The sequence below is a fragment of the Pseudomonas xionganensis genome, assembly GCF_009763245.1.
Classification (GTDB): Bacteria; Pseudomonadota; Gammaproteobacteria; order Pseudomonadales; family Pseudomonadaceae; genus Aquipseudomonas; species Aquipseudomonas xionganensis.
The window spans coordinates 2387639-2408119 of the sequence record NZ_WKJZ01000001.1; the positions used below are offsets into that span (position 1 = coordinate 2387639).

At 60.5% G+C, this 20481-nt stretch carries 21 protein-coding genes and 4 tRNA genes; 17 read left to right on the forward strand and 8 right to left on the reverse strand.

What is annotated here, in order from left to right; genetic code table 11:
• Positions 1–182 precede the first annotated feature (182 nt).
• From GJV18_RS11160 to cysG, 6 genes are all read left to right on the forward strand, one after another.
• Positions 183–2615 (forward strand): DNA translocase FtsK, encoded by a 2433-nt coding sequence (locus tag GJV18_RS11160; RefSeq protein WP_160345417.1) that lies wholly within the window; start codon positions 183–185, stop codon positions 2613–2615.
• 28 nt (positions 2616–2643) lie between these two features.
• Entirely contained in the window at positions 2644–3270 is a 627-nt protein-coding gene (lolA, locus tag GJV18_RS11165) for an outer membrane lipoprotein chaperone LolA (RefSeq protein ID WP_160345419.1), read from the forward strand.
• A gap of 18 nt (positions 3271–3288) precedes the next feature.
• Positions 3289–4614: a replication-associated recombination protein A gene (locus GJV18_RS11170; protein ID WP_160345421.1), complete on the forward strand. Its 1326-nt coding sequence runs from the start codon at positions 3289–3291 to the stop codon at positions 4612–4614.
• On the forward strand, positions 4611–4991 hold the full coding sequence (crcB, locus tag GJV18_RS11175; RefSeq protein ID WP_160345423.1) for a fluoride efflux transporter CrcB: 381 nt from the start codon (positions 4611–4613) through the stop codon (positions 4989–4991). Before GJV18_RS11170 ends, crcB begins: the two co-directional genes overlap by 4 nt.
• Positions 4992–5085: 94 nt before the next feature.
• Complete coding sequence (serS, locus tag GJV18_RS11180) at positions 5086–6366, forward strand: serine--tRNA ligase (protein WP_160345425.1); 1281 nt, start codon at positions 5086–5088, stop codon at positions 6364–6366.
• Between the two features lie 162 nt (positions 6367–6528).
• Positions 6529–7923 (forward strand): siroheme synthase CysG, encoded by a 1395-nt coding sequence (cysG, locus tag GJV18_RS11185; RefSeq protein WP_160345427.1) that lies wholly within the window; start codon positions 6529–6531, stop codon positions 7921–7923.
• Between the two features lie 13 nt (positions 7924–7936).
• Here the strand turns inward: cysG and GJV18_RS11190 are convergent, their stop codons facing one another.
• The 7 genes from GJV18_RS11190 to GJV18_RS11220 all read right to left on the reverse strand — a co-directional run bounded on the left by GJV18_RS11190 (position 7937) and on the right by GJV18_RS11220 (position 12242).
• Positions 7937–8935 (reverse strand): glutathione S-transferase family protein, encoded by a 999-nt coding sequence (locus GJV18_RS11190; RefSeq protein WP_160345429.1) that lies wholly within the window; start codon positions 8933–8935, stop codon positions 7937–7939.
• A gap of 88 nt (positions 8936–9023) precedes the next feature.
• The gene (locus GJV18_RS11195) at positions 9024–10007 is read right to left on the reverse strand and encodes a glycosyl transferase family protein (protein ID WP_160345430.1); all 984 of its coding nucleotides are present in this window, start codon (positions 10005–10007) and stop codon (positions 9024–9026) included.
• Positions 10004–10339: a TusE/DsrC/DsvC family sulfur relay protein gene (locus GJV18_RS11200; RefSeq protein ID WP_160345432.1), complete on the reverse strand. Its 336-nt coding sequence runs from the start codon at positions 10337–10339 to the stop codon at positions 10004–10006. Before GJV18_RS11200 ends, GJV18_RS11195 begins: the two co-directional genes overlap by 4 nt.
• The gene (gene tusB / locus GJV18_RS11205) at positions 10336–10635 is read right to left on the reverse strand and encodes a sulfurtransferase complex subunit TusB (RefSeq protein WP_160345434.1); all 300 of its coding nucleotides are present in this window, start codon (positions 10633–10635) and stop codon (positions 10336–10338) included. Before tusB ends, GJV18_RS11200 begins: the two co-directional genes overlap by 4 nt.
• Positions 10635–10994, reverse strand: a complete 360-nt coding sequence (gene tusC, locus GJV18_RS11210) for a sulfurtransferase complex subunit TusC (RefSeq protein ID WP_160345436.1) — start codon at positions 10992–10994, stop codon at positions 10635–10637. The genes tusB and tusC overlap by 1 nt, the downstream gene beginning before the upstream one ends.
• A gap of 1 nt (position 10995) precedes the next feature.
• Positions 10996–11388 (reverse strand): sulfurtransferase complex subunit TusD, encoded by a 393-nt coding sequence (gene tusD / locus GJV18_RS11215; protein ID WP_160345438.1) that lies wholly within the window; start codon positions 11386–11388, stop codon positions 10996–10998.
• Positions 11389–11573: 185 nt separating this feature from the next.
• Positions 11574–12242 (reverse strand): Bax inhibitor-1/YccA family protein, encoded by a 669-nt coding sequence (locus GJV18_RS11220; protein WP_160345440.1) that lies wholly within the window; start codon positions 12240–12242, stop codon positions 11574–11576.
• Between the two features lie 132 nt (positions 12243–12374).
• On the opposite strand from GJV18_RS11220, the gene GJV18_RS11225 reads away from it, so the two are divergent.
• The 8 genes from GJV18_RS11225 to galU all read left to right on the forward strand — a co-directional run bounded on the left by GJV18_RS11225 (position 12375) and on the right by galU (position 17410).
• Positions 12375–12464: transfer RNA gene (locus GJV18_RS11225), tRNA-Ser, on the forward strand.
• Between the two features lie 138 nt (positions 12465–12602).
• The gene (gene gacA / locus GJV18_RS11230) at positions 12603–13247 is read left to right on the forward strand and encodes a response regulator transcription factor GacA (protein WP_160345442.1); all 645 of its coding nucleotides are present in this window, start codon (positions 12603–12605) and stop codon (positions 13245–13247) included.
• Positions 13234–15072, forward strand: coding sequence for an excinuclease ABC subunit UvrC (gene uvrC, locus GJV18_RS11235; protein ID WP_160345444.1), 1839 nt, complete (start codon positions 13234–13236; stop codon positions 15070–15072). The genes gacA and uvrC overlap by 14 nt, the downstream gene beginning before the upstream one ends.
• A gap of 33 nt (positions 15073–15105) precedes the next feature.
• On the forward strand, positions 15106–15666 hold the full coding sequence (gene pgsA / locus GJV18_RS11240) for a CDP-diacylglycerol--glycerol-3-phosphate 3-phosphatidyltransferase (RefSeq protein WP_160345446.1): 561 nt from the start codon (positions 15106–15108) through the stop codon (positions 15664–15666).
• 65 nt (positions 15667–15731) lie between these two features.
• Positions 15732–15807 (forward strand) — tRNA-Gly (locus tag GJV18_RS11245).
• 40 nt (positions 15808–15847) lie between these two features.
• Positions 15848–15921: transfer RNA gene (locus GJV18_RS11250), tRNA-Cys, on the forward strand.
• A gap of 393 nt (positions 15922–16314) precedes the next feature.
• Positions 16315–16401 (forward strand) — tRNA-Leu (locus GJV18_RS11255).
• Between the two features lie 169 nt (positions 16402–16570).
• Positions 16571–17410, forward strand: a complete 840-nt coding sequence (gene galU / locus GJV18_RS11260) for a UTP--glucose-1-phosphate uridylyltransferase GalU (RefSeq protein WP_160345448.1) — start codon at positions 16571–16573, stop codon at positions 17408–17410.
• Between the two features lie 44 nt (positions 17411–17454).
• Here the strand turns inward: galU and GJV18_RS11265 are convergent, their stop codons facing one another.
• Positions 17455–17877 carry a VOC family protein gene (locus GJV18_RS11265; protein ID WP_160345450.1) on the reverse strand — a complete coding sequence of 141 codons (423 nt, stop codon included), beginning with the start codon at positions 17875–17877 and terminating at the stop codon, positions 17455–17457.
• An 89-nt stretch (positions 17878–17966) separates the two neighbouring features.
• Between GJV18_RS11265 and gorA the strand changes: the two genes are divergently transcribed.
• Genes gorA through GJV18_RS11280 form a run of 3 tightly spaced genes read left to right on the forward strand, consistent with a single transcriptional unit; the run spans position 17967 to position 20333 of the window.
• Positions 17967–19325, forward strand: a complete 1359-nt coding sequence (gene gorA, locus GJV18_RS11270; protein WP_160345452.1) for a glutathione-disulfide reductase — start codon at positions 17967–17969, stop codon at positions 19323–19325.
• 7 nt (positions 19326–19332) lie between these two features.
• Positions 19333–19956 (forward strand): trimeric intracellular cation channel family protein, encoded by a 624-nt coding sequence (locus GJV18_RS11275; protein WP_160345453.1) that lies wholly within the window; start codon positions 19333–19335, stop codon positions 19954–19956.
• Positions 19956–20333, forward strand: coding sequence for a VOC family protein (locus GJV18_RS11280; protein WP_160345455.1), 378 nt, complete (start codon positions 19956–19958; stop codon positions 20331–20333). The genes GJV18_RS11275 and GJV18_RS11280 overlap by 1 nt, the downstream gene beginning before the upstream one ends.
• Positions 20334–20481: the final 148 nt, after the last annotated feature.

Consider the following 20481-nt stretch of genomic DNA (forward strand, 5'->3'; position numbering starts at 1 on the left):
CATAAGCCTTTGTCACAAAAGAGAATGCATGCTCCAATTGAGCCGCATCATAAGAATCTGGCGGATATGCTACACCGAAGCGCGACCGCTGCGGGAGGCTTGCATAGACAGCGGGCTGCCTAAGCTGTTTGGTCGTGCCTGGTCAAAAACGTAGAATACCGCGGGTCACCGTTGCCCCTCTGATGGACGCGCCAGGCGCAGGAAAAGCTGTTTTGAAGAATCCGACTACCACCGCTCAGCCCCAGGATTGGCGCAATAAGCTGCAATACCGCCTGAAAGAGGGCGCGCTGATTGCTCTGGCGGCGCTGTGCGCCTTCTTGCTGATGACCCTGCTGACCTACAACGTGGCTGATCCGGCCTGGGACAACAGCATCCAGACCGATCGCGTGCATAACTTCGGCGGCAGCGCCGGCGCCTGGTTGGCCAGCGCCCTGTTTGGCGCCTTGGGCTATTTCGCCTATATCTTCCCGTTGCTGCTGGGGCTCAAGACCTGGCAGGTATTTCGCACCCGCAATCAGCCCTGGCACTGGAATGGCTGGCTGTTTTCCTGGCACAGCATTGGCTTGATCTTTCTGATCCTCTCCGGTGCCGCGCTGGCGCATATCCACTTCGAGCCCAGTGCAGGCATGCAGAGCTCCGGTGGCGGCATGCTGGGCGCCAGCCTCGGCGATCTGGCCACCGCTGCGCTGAATGTCGAGGGCAGTACGTTGTTGCTGCTGGCCCTGTTCCTCTTTGGCCTGACCGTCTTCACCGATCTGTCTTGGTTCAGGGTCATGGATATCACCGGCAAGATCACCCTGGATCTGATCGAACTGGTACAAACCCTGGTCAATCGCTGGTGGGATGCGCGCAATCAGCGCAAGCAGCTCAAGGCGCAGCTGCGCGAGGTGGATGAGCGGGTCAGCGAGGTAGCCGCCCCCATTCTGGCTGATCGCCGTGAACAGGCCAGGGTCAAGGAGCGTTTGATCGAGCGTGAAGCGGCGCTGAACAAGCATATGAGTGAGCGCGAGAAGCGTCCGGCGCCAGTCATCACGCCCCAAATTGAGCCCAAGGCCCCTGAACCAAGTAAACGCGTGCTCAAGGAAAAACAGGTCAACCTGTTCGAAGACAGTGCCCTGGCCGGCAGCCTGCCCCCCATCTCGATTCTCGATGTGGCAGAGAAGGTGCAGAAAAAATTCTCACCCGAGTCCCTGGAAGCAATGTCGCGCCTGGTGGAGATCAAGCTCAAGGAGTTTGGTGTCGAGGTCATGGTCGAATCGGTGCACCCGGGCCCGGTGATCACCCGCTTCGAGATCCAGCCGGCCCCCGGGGTCAAGGTCAGCCGCATTTCCAATCTGGCCAAGGACCTGGCCCGCTCCATGGCCGTAATCAGTGTGCGGGTGGTGGAAGTCATTCCCGGCAAGACCACCGTCGGTATCGAAATTCCTAACGAAGACCGGCAGATCGTGCGTTTTTCCGAAGTGCTGTCTTCGCCCGAATATGACGACGCCAAGTCACCGGTCACCCTGGCCCTGGGGCACGACATCGGCGGCAAGCCGGTGATCACCGATCTGGCGCGCATGCCGCACCTGCTGGTGGCCGGTACCACCGGTTCGGGTAAATCGGTGGGCGTCAACGCCATGATCCTGTCGATCCTGTTCAAGTCCACGCCGGAAGAGGCGCGGCTGATCATGATCGACCCGAAGATGCTCGAACTGTCGATCTATGAGGGCATTCCGCACCTGCTGTGCCCGGTGGTAACCGACATGAAGGAGGCCGCCAACGCCCTGCGCTGGAGCGTGGCGGAGATGGAGCGGCGCTACAAACTGATGTCGAAGATGGGCGTGCGCAACCTGGCCGGCTTCAACCGCAAGGTCAAGGACGCCATCGAAGCCGGCACACCACTGCCGGACCCGTTGTACAAGCGCGAGAGCATGGAAGACGAGGCGCCGCTGCTCAAGCCGCTGCCGACCATCGTGGTGGTGGTGGACGAATTTGCCGACATGATGATGATCGTCGGCAAGAAGGTCGAGGAGCTGATTGCCCGTATCGCGCAGAAGGCCCGCGCTGCCGGTATCCACCTGATTCTGGCGACGCAGCGCCCCTCGGTGGATGTGATCACCGGCCTGATCAAGGCCAACATCCCGACCCGCATGGCCTTCCAGGTATCGAGCAAGATCGACTCGCGCACCATCCTCGACCAGGGCGGTGCCGAGCAGCTGCTCGGCCACGGCGACATGCTCTATCTGCCGCCGGGCACCGGTCTGCCGATCCGTGTACATGGCGCCTTCGTCTCCGATGATGAGGTGCACCGCGTGGTCGAGGCCTGGAAGCAGCGCGGCACGCCGGACTATATCGAGGACATCCTCGCCGGCGTCGAGGAGTCCGGCAGTGGCTTCGAAGGCGGCAGCAGTGAAGGCGGCGAGGGGAGCGAGGAAGATCCGCTGTACGACGAGGCCGTCAACTTCGTCCTGGAAAGCCGCCGCGCGTCCATTTCCGCGGTGCAGCGCAAGCTCAAGATCGGTTACAACCGCGCAGCGCGGATGATTGAGGCCATGGAGATGGCCGGTGTGGTGAGTTCAATGAACACAAACGGCTCCCGCGAGGTCATAGCACCAGGTCCCGTTCGTGATTAATTTTTTACCTCGATTAGAAAGGAGTCCCATGCGCCTGATTCGCATGTTGTTGCTGAGTGTTCTGAGTGTGTCCAGTGTGCTGGCCCAGGCCGATGAGGACGTGGCGGTGCAGCGCCTGACTGGCCTGCTCAACCAGGCCCAAACCATCAGCGCACGGTTTTCCCAACTGACCCTGGACGGCACCGGCACCCAGTTGCAGGAAACCGCTGGCCAGTTGGTGCTCAAGCGCCCAGGTCTGTTCCGCTGGCACACCGACGCGCCCATGGAGCAGCTGCTGGTGTCCAATGGTGAGAAGGTCTGGCTGTATGACCCGGACCTGGAACAGGTAACCATCCAGACCCTGGACCAGCGTCTGACCCATACCCCGGCGTTGCTGCTGTCCGGCGATGTCTCGCAGATCCGCGAGAACTTCGCCATCACGCACAATGAAGGCGGCAGCGTGGTCGACTTTATCCTCAAGCCCAAATCCAAGGACAGCCTGTTCGACAGCCTGCGACTGTCCTTCCGTGGCAATGTATTGAACGATATGCAGCTGGTGGACAGTATCGGCCAGCGTACCAATATCCTGTTTCTCAATGTGCAGATGAACGAGGCCGTGGATGACGGCCTGTTCAGCTTCGAGATTCCGCCCGGCGCGGACGTGATTCAGGAATAAGGAGTCAGGCGGCGGGTCATGGATCTTTTTCGCAAGGCACCCATTGCCCAGCCCCTGGCTGCTCGCCTGCGCGCCACCACTCTGGACGAGTACGTTGGCCAGGAACACCTGCTGGCCCGTGGCAAGCCACTGCGCGAAGCCCTGGAGCAGGGCGCGCTGCACTCGATGATCTTCTGGGGCCCGCCCGGGGTCGGCAAGACCACCCTGGCGCGGCTGCTGGCCCAGGTGTCCGATGCCCATTTCGAGACCATTTCTGCAGTGCTGTCCGGGGTCAAGGAGATCCGCCAGGCGGTCGAAGTGGCCCAGCAGCATGCCGCGCAGTATGGCCGGCAGACCATCCTCTTCGTCGATGAAGTGCACCGCTTCAACAAGAGCCAGCAGGATGCCTTTCTGCCCTATGTGGAAGACGGCACCCTGATCTTTATCGGCGCCACCACCGAGAACCCCTCTTTCGAGCTGAACAACGCCTTGCTCTCCCGGGCCCGGGTCTATGTTCTGCAGAGCCTGGACGAGGCGGCCATGCGCAAGCTGGTCAGCCGTGCCCTGAGCGATGCCAGGGGGCTTGGTGAGCGCCAGCTGAGACTGCCCGAGGAAAGCTTCAAGATTCTGCTGAGCGCCGCCGATGGTGATGGCCGGCGCTTGCTCAACTTTCTGGAGAATGCCGCCGACCTGGCCGAGGATGGCGGAGAGATCGGCAGTGACCTGCTACTTAATCTGCTGGGCGACAGCCGCCGCCGTTTCGACAAGGGCGGCGAAGCCTTTTACGACCAGATATCTGCGCTGCACAAGTCTGTGCGCGGTTCCAGCCCGGACGGTGCCCTGTACTGGTTTGCGCGCATGCTCGATGGTGGCTGCGACCCGCTGTATATCGCCCGCCGGGTGGTGCGCATGGCCAGTGAGGATATCGGCAACGCCGACCCACGCGCCCTGACCCTGTGCCTCAATGCCTGGGATGTGCAGGAGCGCCTGGGCAGCCCCGAGGGTGAACTGGCGGTGGCCCAGGCCATCGTATATCTGGCCTGCGCGCCGAAGAGTAACGCGGTGTATATGGCCTTCAAGGCCGCCATGCGCGATGCCGCCGAGCAGGGCAGCAAGGAGGTGCCGCTGCACCTGCGCAATGCGCCGACCAAGCTGATGAAAGAACTGGGCTATGGCGATGAATACCGTTATGCCCATGACGAGCCCGAGGCCTATGCCGCTGGCGAGGACTACTTTCCCGAGTCCCTGGAGCCCCGCCAGTACTACCAGCCGGTGCCACGCGGCCTGGAGCTGAAAATCGGCGAAAAGCTGCAGCGCCTCAGAGCCCAGGACCAGGCCAGCCCACGTCAGCGGAGAAAGCCATGATTCGTGTCGCCCTAGCCGTGGCCGCCGGTGGCGCAGTTGGCAGCCTGCTGCGCTTTTTCACCGCCGCATGGGTCGCCAACCACTGGCCACGGCATTTCTACCTGGGCACCTTGAGCGTCAATATTCTCGGCTGCCTGCTGATCGGTCTGCTCTCCGGCCTGTTTCTGCTGCGTACCGATCTGCCGCTGGAGCTGCGTACCGGGCTGATCGTCGGGGTGCTGGGCGGTTTTACCACCTTTTCTTCCTTCAGCCTGGAACTGCTCAAGCTGATGGAGGGCGGGCGCCTGCCCGAAGCCCTGGCCTATCTACTGTGCAGCCTGCTCGGCGGAGTGCTGGCTGCCTGGGCCGGACTGGCTCTGGCCCGTCTGCTGCACTGAAATTGGCATAGCCATACCTTAAAGCCTTAAACTGCGCGACATCTTGCGCCATGGCCCTGCCATGCAACTTTCCGTGATTCGTTGAGACCCCAACATGCTTGATTCCAAACTCGTTCGCAGCCAGCTCCATGAAGTCGCAGAGCGCCTGGCAACCCGTGGTTTCGTCCTCGATGTGGCCCGTTTCGAAGCCCTGGAAAGCCAGCGCAAAGCCGTACAGACCCGCACCGAGCAGTTGCAGGCCGAGCGCAACAGCCGCTCCAAGGCCATTGGCCAGGCCAAGGCGCGCGGCGAAGACATCGCCCCCTTGCTGGCCGAAGTCGACCAGATGGGCAGCGACTTGGAGTCGGGCAAGCGCGAGCTGGATGCCATTCAGGCCGAGCTGGACAACCTGCTGCTGAATATTCCCAACCTGCCCCATGAGTCGGTGCCGGTGGGTGAGGATGAAGAGGGCAACGTTGAGGTGTCGCGTTGGGGCACGCCGCGCAGCTTCGACTTCCAGGTGCAGGATCATGTAGCCCTGGGTGAGCAGCATGGCTGGCTGGATTTTGAAACCGCCGCCAAACTCTCAGGCGCGCGCTTTTCCATCATGCGCGGGCCGATTGCCCGCCTGCACCGCGCCCTGGCGCAGTTCATGATCAACCTGCACACCAGTGAGCATGGCTACGAAGAGGCCTATACCCCTTATCTAGTTCAGGCGCCGGCGCTGCAGGGCACTGGTCAGCTGCCCAAGTTCGAGGAAGACCTGTTCAAGATCAGCCGCGTGGATCAGGCCGATCTGTACCTGATCCCGACCGCCGAGGTGTCACTGACCAATATCGTCGCCGGCGAGATTCTCGACGCCAAGCAGCTGCCCTTGAAGTTTGTCGCCCATACCCCCTGTTTCCGCAGTGAAGCTGGCGCCTCGGGGCGTGATACCCGCGGCATGATCCGCCAGCATCAGTTCGACAAGGTCGAGATGGTGCAGGTTGTCGAGCCGAGCCAGTCCTTTGCCGCACTGGAAGAGCTGACCGGCCATGCCGAGAAGATTCTGCAGCTGCTGGAACTGCCGTACCGCAAGCTGGCCCTGTGCACCGGCGATATGGGCTTTGGCGCGGTCAAGACCTATGACCTGGAGGTCTGGGTGCCGAGCCAGGACAAATACCGTGAGATTTCCTCCTGCTCCAACTGTGGCGACTTCCAGGCCCGCCGTATGCAGGCGCGCTATCGCAACCCGGAGACTGGCAAGCCGGAACTGCTGCACACCCTGAACGGCTCCGGCCTGGCGGTGGGCCGCACCCTGGTGGCGGTGCTGGAGAACTACCAGCAGGCCGATGGCAGCATTCGCGTGCCTGAAGTGCTCAAGCCCTATATGGGCGGTATCGAAGTGATCGGCTGATCCCTAGACTGGAAAACGACCGCAGGTCTTTTCCACCGCACGCCTTCCTTGGTGGAAAACGCTGCGCGGTTTTCCACCCTACGTTTCTGCAAGCGACAGCCACAAGCTGCAGGTCAAGACAGCGCCGCTTGTGATATGAGGCTTGCCGCCTGGAGCTGCTCTATGGATTTCCTACCACTCTTTCACAAACTTCAGGATCGCCTGGTGCTGGTGGTCGGCGGCGGTGAGGTGGCTTTACGCAAGTCCCGCCTGCTGAGCGACGCGGGTGCGCGGCTGCGGGTGGTGGCGCCGGAAATTCGTGACGAGTTGCGGCTGATGGTGGAGCAGGGCGCTGGTGAACTGCACCTGCGCGGCTATGTCGAGGCGGATCTGCAGGGCATCTGCCTGGTGATTGCCGCCACCGATGACGAGCCGCTCAACGCGCAGATTTCAGCCCAGGCACAGGCCCTGGGCATTCCGGTCAATGTGGTGGATGCGCCCAAGCTGTGCAGCGTGATCTTCCCCGCCATTGTCGATCGTTCCCCCTTGATTGTGGCGATTACCAGCGGCGGCGATGCGCCGGTGCTGGCCCGGCTGATCCGCGCCAAGATCGAAACCTGGATTCCCGCCACCTATGGCCAGCTGGCCGGCCTGGCCAAGCGTTTTCGCGCTCAGGTCAAAGGGCTGTTCCCGGATGTGCAGCAGCGTCGGGTGTTCTGGGAGGATGTGTTCCAGGGCCAGATTGCCGAAAGCGTATTCGCCGGCAAGCAGCAGGAGGCGCAGCGCCTGCTGGAGGAGAAAATTGACGGTATAACCCCTCGCACCCTCGGTGAGGTCTATCTGGTCGGTGCCGGCCCTGGCGATCCCGACCTGCTGACCTTCCGTGCCCTGCGTCTGATGCAGCAGGCCGATGTGGTGCTCTACGACCGCCTGGTAGCCCCGGCCATTATCGAGTTGTGCCGGCGTGATGCCGAGCGCATCTATGTGGGCAAGCAACGGGCTGAACACGCGCTGCCCCAGGAGCAGATCAATCAGCGTCTGGTCACCCTGGCCAAGGAAGGCAAGCGCGTCCTGCGCCTGAAAGGCGGTGATCCCTTTATCTTCGGCCGAGGCGGTGAGGAAATCGAAGAACTGGCGGCCCATGGCATTCCCTTTCAGGTGGTGCCGGGTATTACCGCGGCCAGCGGCTGCGCGGCCTATGCCGGCATTCCGCTGACCCATCGCGATCATGCGCAGTCGGTGCGTTTTGTCACCGGGCATCTCAAGGACGGCAGCTTCAACCTGCCCTGGAGCGAGCTGGCAGCGCCCAGCCAGACGCTGGTGTTCTATATGGGCTTGGTGGGCCTGCCGCAGATTTGCGCGCAGCTGATTGCCCATGGCCGCGCCGCCAGCACCCCGGCGGCGTTGATCCAGCAAGGCACCACCCAGCAGCAGCGGGTGATCACCGGCACCCTGGCCAACCTGGCGGCTCTGGTGGCCGAGCATGAAGTGCATGCGCCGACCCTGGTGATAGTCGGCGAGGTGGTGCAACTCAGGGAAAAACTGGCCTGGTTCGAAGGCAGCCAAGCCGGCATCTGATAGCTGGCACTGTCTAGCGCCTTGCGATTCCTTTGCCCGGCAGGCGGGCACGGTCATGGGGGCGATTGAAGTCCAGGGCCGGACCACCGGGCACTATGCCATTCGGGTTGAGCGTGCGGTGGCTGCCGTAATAATGCTGCCTGATCTGCGCCATGTTTACCGTCTGCGCCACACCCGGCCATTGGTAGAGCTCACGTAGCCAGTTGGAGAGCTGCGGGTAATCCTCGATGCGGCGCAGGTTGCACTTGAAGTGGCCGTAATACACGGCATCGAAGCGGATCAGGCTGGTAAACAGCCGCCAGTCGGCTTCGGTCAGGTAGTCGCCGGCCAGGTAGCGTTGTTCGCCGAGACGTTTTTCCAATACATCCAGTTCGGCGAACAGCTCACTGAACGCTTCCTCATAGGCCGCCTGGGTGGTGGCGAAACCGGCGCGGTACACACCATTATTGATCGCCGGGTAGATGCGCCGGTTAAGCGCGTCGATTTCACCACGCAAGGCGGCCGGGTAAAAGTCCAGGGTATTGCCGGTCAGTTCATCGAAGGCCGAGTTGAACATGCGGATGATGTCCGCAGACTCATTGCTGACGATGCGTTGCTGCTGTTTGTCCCATAACAGAGGTACGGTTACCCGCCCGCTGTAGTGGGCATCGTCGGCGGTGTAGCGCTGATGCAGGAACTCGAAGCCATCCAGTGCGTCACCGCTGGAGCCATGGCGGGTGTCGAATGTCCAGCCGTTCTCCCCCATCAACCAGCTGACGACCGAGACATCGATCAGCTTATCCAGGCCCTTGAGCTGGCGCAGAATCAGGGTGCGGTGGGCCCAGGGACAGGCGAGGGAGACATACAGGTGGTAGCGCCCGGCCTGAGCCTTGAAATTGCCTTCGCCGCTGGGACCTGGCCTGCCATCGGCCGTTACCCAGTGACGGCGCTGGGCACTTTCGCGTTTGAAACGACCATCTGCAGCGGTGTCGTACCACTGATCATGCCAGCGTCCTTCGATTAACAATCCCATTCCTGATTCCTCTGGCGTCGTAGTGAGGTCATCAGTTTATTTGGATTGAATCGATTAAAAAGTAGAAATAACTGCCTGAAAATATTTGTTAGATCGATATATTTCGCGCATCCCAACGCTGCTGCGCCTGCTTCATGGCCTCTTCACGGGGCAATCCCAAAGCTCGCAGAGCCAGCGCCATGGTGCTCAGTACAGCCAGGCGGCCGTAATCATCGTCGGCTTCTCCGCGCCAGAAGGCCACTAGATGGGCAGGGTTGAGCGACTGCGGTTTGACATGGCGCTGGGCCGCCAGTGCCGGCCAGTCCTCGTCCCAGTTCTGGCCATTGGCCGTGCCATAGAGGTGACTGATGGCATCCGGGTTGATCTCGATCTCGCCGCCTTCGCCCTTGATCACGATGGCGCTATCACCGAGTAGCTGGCTGGCCTCGCGGTGTACGGCCTGATAGCCGGGGTGAAAGATGCTCTGCAGGCCGCAGCGGGCGTTAAGCGGGTTGAGGATGCGCGTCAGCGAATGAATCGGCGAGCGCAGACCGAGGATGTTGCGCAGGTCGATCATCTTCTGCAGTTGCGGCATCCAGTCGCCCAGGGGAATAAAGGCCAGGTGCTGGGTGCTGAGGGCCTGCTCCACGTCAAGCCAGTTGCGGCATAGCGGGATCTGCAGCAGTTCAAGCAGCTGTTCGCTGTACATGCGTCCGGCGGTATGGGCGCCGCCGCCATGAAGGAGAATCCTGACCCCGCTATTGGCCAGGGCCTTGGCCGCCAGCAGAAACCAGGGCAGATGGCGCTTCTTGCCAGCGTAGCTGGGCCAGTCCAGGTCGATCTGCAGAGGCGGCACCTGCAAGCGTGCGCGCACCGCTTCGGCAAAGCCGGCCATTTCCTCGGCGCTTTCCTCCTTGTGCCGCAACAGCATCAGAAAGGCGCCGAGCTGAGTGTCTTCGACTTTGTCGTCAAGCAGCATCCCCATGGCTTCGCGGGCTTCTTCACGGCTCAGGTTGCGCGCGCCGCGCTTGCCTTTACCGAGGATGCGCACAAACTGGGCGAAGGGGTGTTCTGGCGGGGTGACAAGATTCATAGGCAATTGGTCGGCTTGGGCAGGCCCGCCAGCTTGGCGGCAAGTTTGGCGGGAGCGCCATTGAACAGGCGATTGAGGTGCAGGCTGTTGCCCTTGTCCGGACCGAGCTGGCTGGCCACATACTTGATCAGCGGGCGATTGGCCGGCGACAGCTGGAACTCGTCATAAAAACCACGCGCGAGCTGGAGAATTTCCCAGTGCTCGGCACTGAGCTCAATACCTTCACGCTGCGCCAGCGACTCAGCCACCGTCTCGGACCAGTCGGCCAGGTTCAGCAGATAGCCGTCCTTGTCCAGCGCCACAGTCTGATCGTGCACTGTCAGATGATTCATAACCAGCTATTGACCTTGGCAAAACGGCAGCTCAGCTCGACAAACCCTGGGTAGTCCACCACCTGCACCCGCGTGGGTGTCTTGAGGGCACGGGCGGCAAGATCTTCGTCCAGCGCGAACAGGCTGATAGTTGCCGGCATCAGCTCTAGGGCCAGGCACTGGGCGCTGCCGGGCTGTAGAGCATAGGTGGCGTCGCCGCACAGCAGCAGGCCATCATCCGGCCCGAGCAGACGCAGGCAGCTGCTCAGACGGCTGTCAGTAAAGGGCGAATGGGACAGAACATGCAAGGTAGCCATCAGAGGGTGATCACCTGGTCATAGCGGTCGATCAGGGCGGTCAGGGCGCTGTCGTCCAGCATCTGTACCGGCAGGTTCATGGGGTGTGTCTGCAAGCCACGTTCCTGCAGGCTACGTTCAGCCACGTAAAGGGCTTCGACGCCAAACATCGGCAGGGCCTGCAGATTGGCTGTCAGATCCTTCTGCTGCACAGCAGTGGGTTGCTGCTCAGGGAGTAGCTGGAAAACGCCATCATCAAGAAACAGCATGGCCAGGGGCAGATCGAAGGCGCCGCCGGCCAGGGCGATATCCAGCGCTTCGCGGGCCGAAGGACCAGCCCAGGGCGCCTGGCGGCTGATAATCAGCAGCGACTGAGGCATTTCAAGGCCCTCCGAAGCAGATCAGGCGATCGGCCAGTTGCGTCGCCTCATGCAATTGGCCCAGGCCCGACAGCTCCCAGGGTGCCTGCAGATTCACCGCCGAGCGTTGGTAGCGCTCGGCCTCCTGGGCGTCCAGTACGCCGCGACGCAGGGCGGCGGCGATACAGACCACCGCATCCAGCCCTTGATCACGGACAAACTCGCGCCACTCGCCACTCAGATCCAGCTCATCCTGGGGGCAGACCGGATTACTGGCCGCGCTGTGCACACCGTCCTGGTAAAAAAACAGGCGCACGATTTCATGGCCACCGGCCAATGCCGCCTGGGCAAAACGCAGGGCACGGCGCGAAGAAGGGGCATGGGGCGGAGCGAACAGGGCGATGGCAAATTTCATAAGCAAACAGGTCCGGCGATTTGCCGGAATGATAAAGCCTAAGTGGGATACATGGCGTACTGCAGGCCTAAAAAACTACCCGGAGCCGTTTTTAACGTCGCCTAGCGCCGATCCGAAGGGGGAGTGCCATGGATGGCAGCCCATAAAAAAGCCCGCATCAAGCGGGCTTTTCGTCGATCACACGATCAGTCGTCACCACCCATGATGCCGAAGATCTGCAGCAGGCTGACAAAAAGGTTGTAGATGGACACATACAGGCTGATGGTAGCCATGATGTAGTTGCGCTCACCGCCGTGGATGATGGCGCTGGTCTGGAACAGGATGCAGGCCGAGGAGAACAGCACGAAACCGGCGCTGATAGCCAGCTGCAGGCCACTGATCTGGAAGAAGAAGCTGGCCAGCATGGCACCCAGCAGGACAAAGAAACCGGCGGTGATAAAGCCGCTGAGAAAGCTCATATCCTTGCGCGTGGTCAACACATAGGCCGACAGACCAAAGAACACCAGAGCGGTCATGCTGAAGGCCGAGCCAATCACCTCGGCGCCGTTGCTCATTCCCAGGTAACGGTTGAGGATCGGCCCCAGCGTCAGGCCCATAAAACCGGTCAGGGCGAGCGTGGAGAGCAGCCCCCAAGGTGAGTTACGCAGCTTGTAGGTGAGGAAGAACAAGCCGTAGAAGCCGATCAGCAGCACAAAAAAATTGGGGTAGGGCAGGTTGGCCTGTTGGCTGAAAAAAGCCATCAGACCGCTGAAAGCCAGGGTAATGGCGAGCAGGCCGTATGTGTTGCGCAAGACGCGGCTGACTTCCTGCTGCTCGACCTGGGCATGGTCAAGGGCATAATTGTGATCGTTCATGGCGACACTCCTGAGAGGCTAAAGGTCCGTGACCTGGGTCGTCCTGGATCATAACAGAGCCGTTCGGCATGCCAACACGCAGAGTTTGACAGTGTGTTGCGATCGGGTAAGATTGCCGCCCGCACCTACGCCGGAAGCGTGGCAGAGCGGTTGAATGCAACGGTCTTGAAAACCGTCGAAGGGGAAACTCTTCCGTGAGTTCGAATCTCACCGCTTCCGCCAATTTCCTCTCGATCGTCTTTAACGTCATGCTTTATCTGACGCTTGCCTTTTGACGGTTGTGCGCCAAGCTGGTCATATTACTGTCCTGTTAATCCACCAGGCCGCGTAACGACGGCTGACGCAAAAATGGAGTGTCGCGTGATCAGGGTGCTAGTTGTCGATGACCATGACCTGGTGCGTACCGGGATCACTCGCATGCTGGCCGATATCGATGGCCTGCAGGTGGTGGGTCAGGCAGAGTCCGGCGAACAGTCCCTGCTCAAGGTGCGTGAACTCAAGCCAGACGTAGTCCTGATGGACATCAAGATGCCTGGCATCGGCGGCCTTGAAGCCACCCGCAAGCTGACCCGCAGCCATCCCGACCTCAAGGTGGTGGCCGTCACCGTCTGTGAAGAAGATCCGTTTCCTACCCGCCTGCTGCAGGCCGGTGCCGCTGGCTACCTGACCAAGGGTGCAGCGCTTGAGGAGATGGTTCAGGCCATTCGAATAGTGTTCAACGGCCAGCGCTATATCAGCCCGCAGATTGCGCAGCAGCTGGCGCTGAAATCCTTCCAGCCGCAAACCAGCAACTCCCCCTTTGATCTGCTCAGCGAGCGGGAGATCCAGATCGCCCTGATGATCGCCGGTTGCCAGAAGGTGCAGACCATCTCGGACAAGCTGTGCCTGTCGCCGAAAACCGTCAATACCTATCGCTATCGCATCTTCGAGAAGCTTTCGATCACCAGTGACGTGGAGTTGGCTTTGCTGGCGGTGCGTCACGGCATGATCGATGCCACCAGCTGATACACCTGTCGCGTTCGACGCGGGCGCCTTTCTGGCCACTTGCAGCGGCCGCCCTGGCGTCTATCGGATGTTCGATGGCGAAGCCAAACTGCTGTATGTGGGCAAGGCCAAGAACCTGAAAAAGCGCCTGGCCAGCTATTTTCGCAAGACCGGCCTGGCGCCCAAGACCGCCGCCCTGGTGGCCCGCATCGCTCAGGTGGAAACCACCATCACCGCCAACGAGACCGAGGCGCTGCTGCTGGAACAGACGCTGATCAAACAGTGGCGGCCGCCTTACAACATTCTGCTGCGCGATGATAAATCCTACCCCTATGTGTTTCTCTCCGACGGTGACTACCCGCGCCTGAGCATCCACCGTGGAGCGAAGAAGCAGAAGGGACGCTATTTCGGCCCCTATCCCAGTGCCGGCGCTATCCGCGAGAGCCTCAACCTGCTGCAGAAGACCTTTCAGGTGCGCCAGTGTGAGGACAGCTTCTTCAAGAATCGCACGCGCCCCTGCCTGCAATACCAGATCAAGCGCTGCAAGGGGCCCTGCGTCGACCTGGTCACGCCAGAGGAATACGCCGAGGACGTGCGCCACTCGGTGATGTTTCTCGATGGGCGCAGCAATGCCCTGAGCGATGAGCTGTCCAGTGCCATGCAGCAGGCCGCCATGCAGCTGGATTTCGAGCGGGCTGCCGAGCTACGTGATCAGATTGCGCTGCTGCGCCGGGTGCAGGATCAGCAGAGCATGGAAGGCGGTAATGGCGATGTCGACGTGGTAGCGGCCATGGTCAACCCGGGTGGGGCCTGTGTACATCTGATCAGCGTGCGCGGCGGGCGAGTGCTGGGTAGCAAGAACTTCTTTCCTCAGGTGGCCATCGAGGAAGAGGGCAGTGAGGTGCTCCTGGCCTTCCTTGCCCAGTATTACCTGGGCAGTGCCGAGCGCGACCTGCCGACCGAGCTGATTGTCAACGTGCAACATGAGGACTTCGCCACCCTGGTTGCGGCCATTGAAGCGTCGCGTGGTCGGCAGCTCAGCATCAGCCACCGCGTGCGTGGCACACGGGCGCGCTGGCAGCAGCTGGCGGTGACCAATGCCGAGCAGGCACTCGGTGCGCGACTGGCTGATCGGCAGCATGTCGCCGCACGTTTCGAGGCCCTGGCCGAGGCGCTGCAACTGAATGAGCTGCCGCAACGCCTGGAATGCTTCGATATCAGCCATTCCAGCGGCGAGGCCACCGTGGCGTCCTGCGTGGTATTTGGCCCGGAAGGGCCGCTCAAGTCAGATTATCGGCGCTATAACATCGAGGGCGTTACGGCTGGTGATGACTATGCAGCCATGCACCAGGCCCTGACCCGCCGTTTCAGCAAGATAAAGGAAGGCGAAGGCAAGCTGCCGGACATCCTGCTGGTCGACGGCGGCAAGGGCCAGCTGGCCATGGCCCGCGAGGTGCTTGAAGAATTGGCTGTGCCCGAGCTGATCCTGCTCGGCGTTGCCAAGGGCACCACCCGCAAGCCCGGCCTGGAGACGCTGTACTTCAATGACGCGGCCCATGAGTTCACCTTGCCAGGCACTTCACCGGCCTTGCATCTGATTCAGCAGATTCGCGACGAATCCCATCGCTTTGCCATCACCGGTCACCGTGCCCGCCGTGGCAAGGCCCGGCGCACATCGAGCCTGGAAGAGGTGCCAGGGGTTGGCCACAAGCGCCGCCGCGAGCTGCTCAATCACTTCGGTGGACTGCAGGAGCTGACGCGTGCCAGTAGCGAAGAAATCGCCAAAGCACCAGGAATCAGTAAAAAGCTGGCCGAGTTGATTTATGCCGCCCTACACAGCGAGTAGAATGCCGGCTCACCTCGCAGCCCAGTTGTGTCGATGAATATCCCCAACCTGCTTACCGTTCTTCGCGTTCTGCTGATTCCGATCTTCATTGCGCTGTTCTATCTCCCGTTCAGTTGGAGCTACTGGGCCGCCAGCGCAGTGTTTGCCATCGCCGCCGCAACCGACTGGCTGGATGGTTACCTCGCTCGCCGGCTTGAACAGAGCACCCCGTTTGGCGCTTTTCTCGATCCGGTGGCAGACAAGTTGATGGTGGCTGTTGCCCTGGTGCTGCTGGTGGCCGAGCACGGCAACCTTTGGCTGACTCTGCCAGCGGCCATCATCATTGGTCGTGAGATTGTGATCTCGGCCTTGCGCGAGTGGATGGCCGAACTGGGGGCGAGGGCGCAAGTGGCCGTCTCCAATATGGGCAAGTGGAAAACCGCAGCGCAGATGGTGGCCTTGATCATTCTGCTGGCCAACCCGGCCACCTTTACCCCATGGGTCATCCTCGGTTACGTGCTCCTGATCATCTCTGCGGTGCTGACCCTGTGGTCCATGCTGCAGTACCTGAAGGCCGCCTGGCCGCACCTGAGCACCACGGCAGAAAAAAAATAAGTTTTTGAATCAAGGGCTTGACGCGGCGTCTTGAAGCTATAGAATGGCGCCCGTCAACACGACAAGCGGGAATAGCTCAGTTGGTAGAGCACGACCTTGCCAAGGTCGGGGTCGCGAGTTCGAGTCTCGTTTCCCGCTCCAGATTTCAACGAGCCGTCTAAATCGGCTCGTTTAGTTTTAAGGCTGAGTAGCAGAGTGGTTATGCACCGGATTGCAAATCCGTGAACGCCGGTTCGATTCCGACCTCAGCCTCCATACATCAAAAAGCCCCAAGTAGTTGATTTACTTGGGGCTTTTTTGTTTTGCATGTAGAACCGCATGCGGTAGGATGTCGGCCTACGAAGCTATTTCCCACCATTTCTGCGAAAAGGTGGGCGAAAGGTGGGCAAATGGGTGGGCTGGTGATTGGATGGCCTGGTTTGGTGGTCGAGTAGAGTGTCTGTGACTCGTTCGATTGCAAATCCGTGAACGCCGGTTCAATTCCGACCTCAGCCTCCAATATAAAAGCCTCGTAGATCAAAGATTTACGAGGCTTTTTTCATTTGAAATAGCAAGCCTTGCGAGCGACACCTGGCCTGTATATAGTGCGGCCTTGTTCAAGCTACAGCTAGCAGCATCCCACGCGGATCACCAGCCGCACCACGCACTGCCCCGATGGTGAAATTGGTAAACACAGCAGACTTAAAATCTGCCGACCGCAAGGTCTTGCCGGTTCGATTCCGGCTCGGGGCACCATCTTTATCTGTGCGGTTTCTTCTTAATAAGTCAATCTCCCTGCCTAGGCGCTTGTTTCGAACGGCTTTCTTATGTCGGAGGCCCAGTAAGTAAGCCTTTGGCCTTGTACCGTTGCTTGAGCTCCATGGGCTGATAGACTGCGTGAGCAATTGCTAATCTAGGGAGTCATATGATCAAGAAATGTCTGTTCCCCGCCGCCGGTTACGGTACCCGCTTTCTGCCCGCCACCAAGGCCATGCCCAAGGAAATGCTGCCGATCGTCAACAAGCCGCTGATTCAGTATGGCGTCGAAGAGGCGCTGGAGGCCGGCCTGAGCGAGATCGCCATGGTGACCGGGCGTGGCAAGCGCGCGCTGGAGGATCATTTCGATATCAGCTATGAACTGGAGCACCAGATCCAGGGCAGTGACAAGGAAAAGTATCTACTCGGCATCCGTCGCCTGATTGACGAGTGCAGTTTTTCCTACACCCGCCAGGTGGAGATGAAGGGCCTGGGCCACGCCATTCTCTGTGGTCGCCCGCTGATTGGTGACGAGCCCTTTGCCGTCGTGTTGGCCGATGACCTGTGCCTGAACCTGGAAGGCGATGGCGTACTGGCGCAGATGATCAAGCTGTACAACCAGTTCCGCTGCTCCATCGTGGCGATTCAGGAAGTACCCGCCGAGGAAACCCAGAAATACGGGGTGATCGCCGGTGAGATGATCCGCGACGATATCTACCGCGTGCACAGCATGGTGGAGAAACCCAAGCCCGAAGATGCACCGTCCAATCTCGCCATCATCGGTCGCTATATCCTGACTCCGGATATTTTTGAGCTGATCGAGCAGACCGAGCCGGGCAAGGGCGGTGAAATCCAGATCACCGACGCCCTGATGAAACAGGCTCAGAACGGCTGCGTGATGGCCTATAAATTCAAGGGCCAGCGCTTCGACTGTGGTGGTGCCGAGGGTTATATCGAGGCCACCAATTTCTGCTACGAGCACCTGTACAAGACCGGCAAGGCGTTCTAAATCTTGCCAGAGCGGCAAAGCCACCTACGGGTGGCTTTGTGCTTTCAGGGGATTGGCATCTGCTGTGAACCCGGCCCCAAGGGCTGGCCATAGCTGAACTCCACGTAGTTACCCGCCGGATCACGCAAACCACAGTAATAGCCAACCGGATAGGGCTCATCCCTGGGGGGCCAGATCAGGCAGCCGGCCGCCTGAGCCTTGGCAGCAATGGCATCCACCGCCGCACGACTGTCCAGAGCAAAACCGAAATGACTGTAGTCGTCCGCAGCCAGGTTGCGCGCCTGACCGCCAGGCATGAGCACGAAGATAAACTCATGCTCCTTGTCCGGCTCTGCCATCCAGACGATGCGCGAACCCTTGCCGGCGCGCTGATGGATGACACGCATGGCGCAAAAACTTTCATAAAAGGCTACGCAGGCATCCAGATCAGGAACATGCAGAGCCAGGTGAGTCAGGGCAGGGGGCATGGTCGTTCTCTCCGCTTTCCGGCAAGCATAGCTGGCTGAGATTAAGCCAGGGCTTTGCGTTATGCTTGGCGGCTGTTTGGGAGGCTGCTATGAGCTATGACTTCGATCTGTTTGTAATAGGCGCAGGCTCCGGCGGAGTGCGGGCTGCACGCTTCGCCGCAGGCTTTGGCGCGAAAGTGGCCGTGGCCGAGAGTCGATATCTGGGCGGCACCTGCGTCAATGTGGGCTGCGTACCGAAAAAACTGCTGGTATATGGCGCCCACTTCGCTGAAGACTTCGAACACGCCAAGGGCTTTGGCTGGTCGCTGGGGCAAGCCGGATTTGACTGGGCGACTCTGATTGCCAACAAGAACCGCGAGATTGAAAGGCTCAACGGCATCTATCGCAACCTGCTGGTGAGTAGCGGGGTCACCCTGCTGGATGGCCACGCGCGCCTGCTCGATGGCCACAGCGTCGAGGTCAATGGCCAGCGTTACAGTGCCCGGCATATCCTGATCGCCACCGGTGGCTGGCCGCATGTTCCAGACATTCCCGGACGCGAACATGCCATCGACTCCAACCAGGCCTTCTATCTACCCGAGTTGCCCAAGCGCGTGCTGGTGGTGGGTGGTGGTTATATCGCCGTGGAGTTTGCCTCGATCTTCCATGGCCTGGGTACCCAGACCTCGCTGTTGTATCGCGGTGAACTGTTCCTGCGTGGCTTCGATGGTGCGGTGCGCCGGCATCTGCGCGAGGAGCTGGAAAAACGTGGCCTGGACCTGCAATTCAACGCCGATATCGCCCGTATAGACAAACAGGCCGACGGCAGCCTGCTGGCTACCCTCAAGGATGGCCGCGTACTGCACACCGACTGCGTGTTCTACGCCACCGGCCGGCGCCCCATGCTGGATAACCTGGGCCTGGAGAACACCGGTGTCGACCTGGATGCGCGCGGCTATATCCAGGTCGATGAGCTGTTCCAGACCTCTGAGCCCTCTATCCTGGCCATTGGCGATGTGATTGGCCGTGTGCAACTGACCCCGGTAGCCCTGGCCGAGGGTATGGCCGTGGCCAGGCGTCTGTTCAAGCCGCAAGAGTATCGCCCGGTGGATTACCGAATGATCCCCACCGCCGTGTTCAGCCTGCCGAATATCGGCACCGTGGGCCTGAGCGAAGAGCAGGCCAGGGAGGAGGGCTATGAGGTCCAGGTGTTCGAGAGCCGTTTCCGCCCGATGAAACTGAGCCTCACCGAATGCCAGGAGCGCACCCTGATGAAGCTGGTGGTGGATGCTGACAGTGACCGCGTACTGGGCTGTCATATGGTCGGCCCGGAAGCGGGGGAGATCATCCAGGGGCTGGCCGTGGCGCTAAAGGCCGGCGCCAGCAAACAAATATTCGACGAAACCATCGGCGTGCATCCCACCGCTGCCGAAGAGTTCGTCACCATGCGCACACCTGTGGCGTCCTGAGGGGTATATGGCTCAACTGTTCTATTTGGCCGACTTGTTCGGCGTCGCCGTCTTCGCCATTACCGGCGCGCTGATGGCCGGACGCAAGTCCATGGACTTGTTCGGTGTGCTGGTGATCGCGGTGATCACCGCCCTGGGCGGCGGCACCCTGCGCGACCTGATCCTCGACAACCATCCGGTCAGCTGGATTCTCAATGACCTGTATATCCTTGTGGCCTCCCTGGCCGCTGTCGGCACGGTGATCTGGGTTCGCTTGACCCGGCCCATCCATGAAAAAGGCCTGCTGCTGGCCGATGCCTTTGGCCTGGCAGTCTTCACTGTGATCGGTACCGAAGTGGCCATGCAGCATGCCGTGCCTTACAGCACCGCGGTGATCATGGGCGTCATGACCGGTGTAGCGGGGGGCGTGATGCGCGATGTGATTTGCAACGAGATCCCCTTGATTTTCCAGAAGGAAATCTACGCCACTGCCTGCATTGCCGGTGCCCTGGCATTTATTGGTCTGCGGGAGCTGGGCACACCGCACTGGCTGGACACCGGTCTTGCCATGCTGACGGTATTGCTGATCCGCCTCGCGGCCATTCGCTGGCATATCTCGTTGCCGCGCTTTCATCTGCTGGATCGAGACTGATGATCGAGCGTCTGGATCATCTGGTCCTGACCGTGGCCGACATTGCGCGCACGGTGGCCTTTTATCGGCGCGTGCTGGGCATGCGCCATGAGGTGTTTGGCCAGGGGCGCGATGCGCTGGTGTTCGGCCAGCAGAAATTCAATCTGCACCAGCTCGGCCGTGAGTTCGAACCCAAGGCACAGGCGCCCACACCAGGCGCCATCGACCTGTGCCTGATTACCCGCTGGAGCATGGCTCAGGTGTCTGCACATCTGCAGCAACAGGGCGTGGCCATCGAAGAAGGGCCGGTGGCTCGCAGCGGCGCCATGGGTTCGATCGAATCGGTGTATTTCCGTGACCCGGATGGCAATCTGATCGAGGTTAGTCGTTATTGTTGAGAGAGCGCTCTCGCATACTTAATTTAACATAATATACATTATGCGAAGTATGGTGCCATGAGATTAAACTCAACTCCCTGGGTAAATCACGCTTCGCATAATGTCGCTTATGTTGAATCGGTCTCTGCCCCTTATCAGCTTGGCGTGC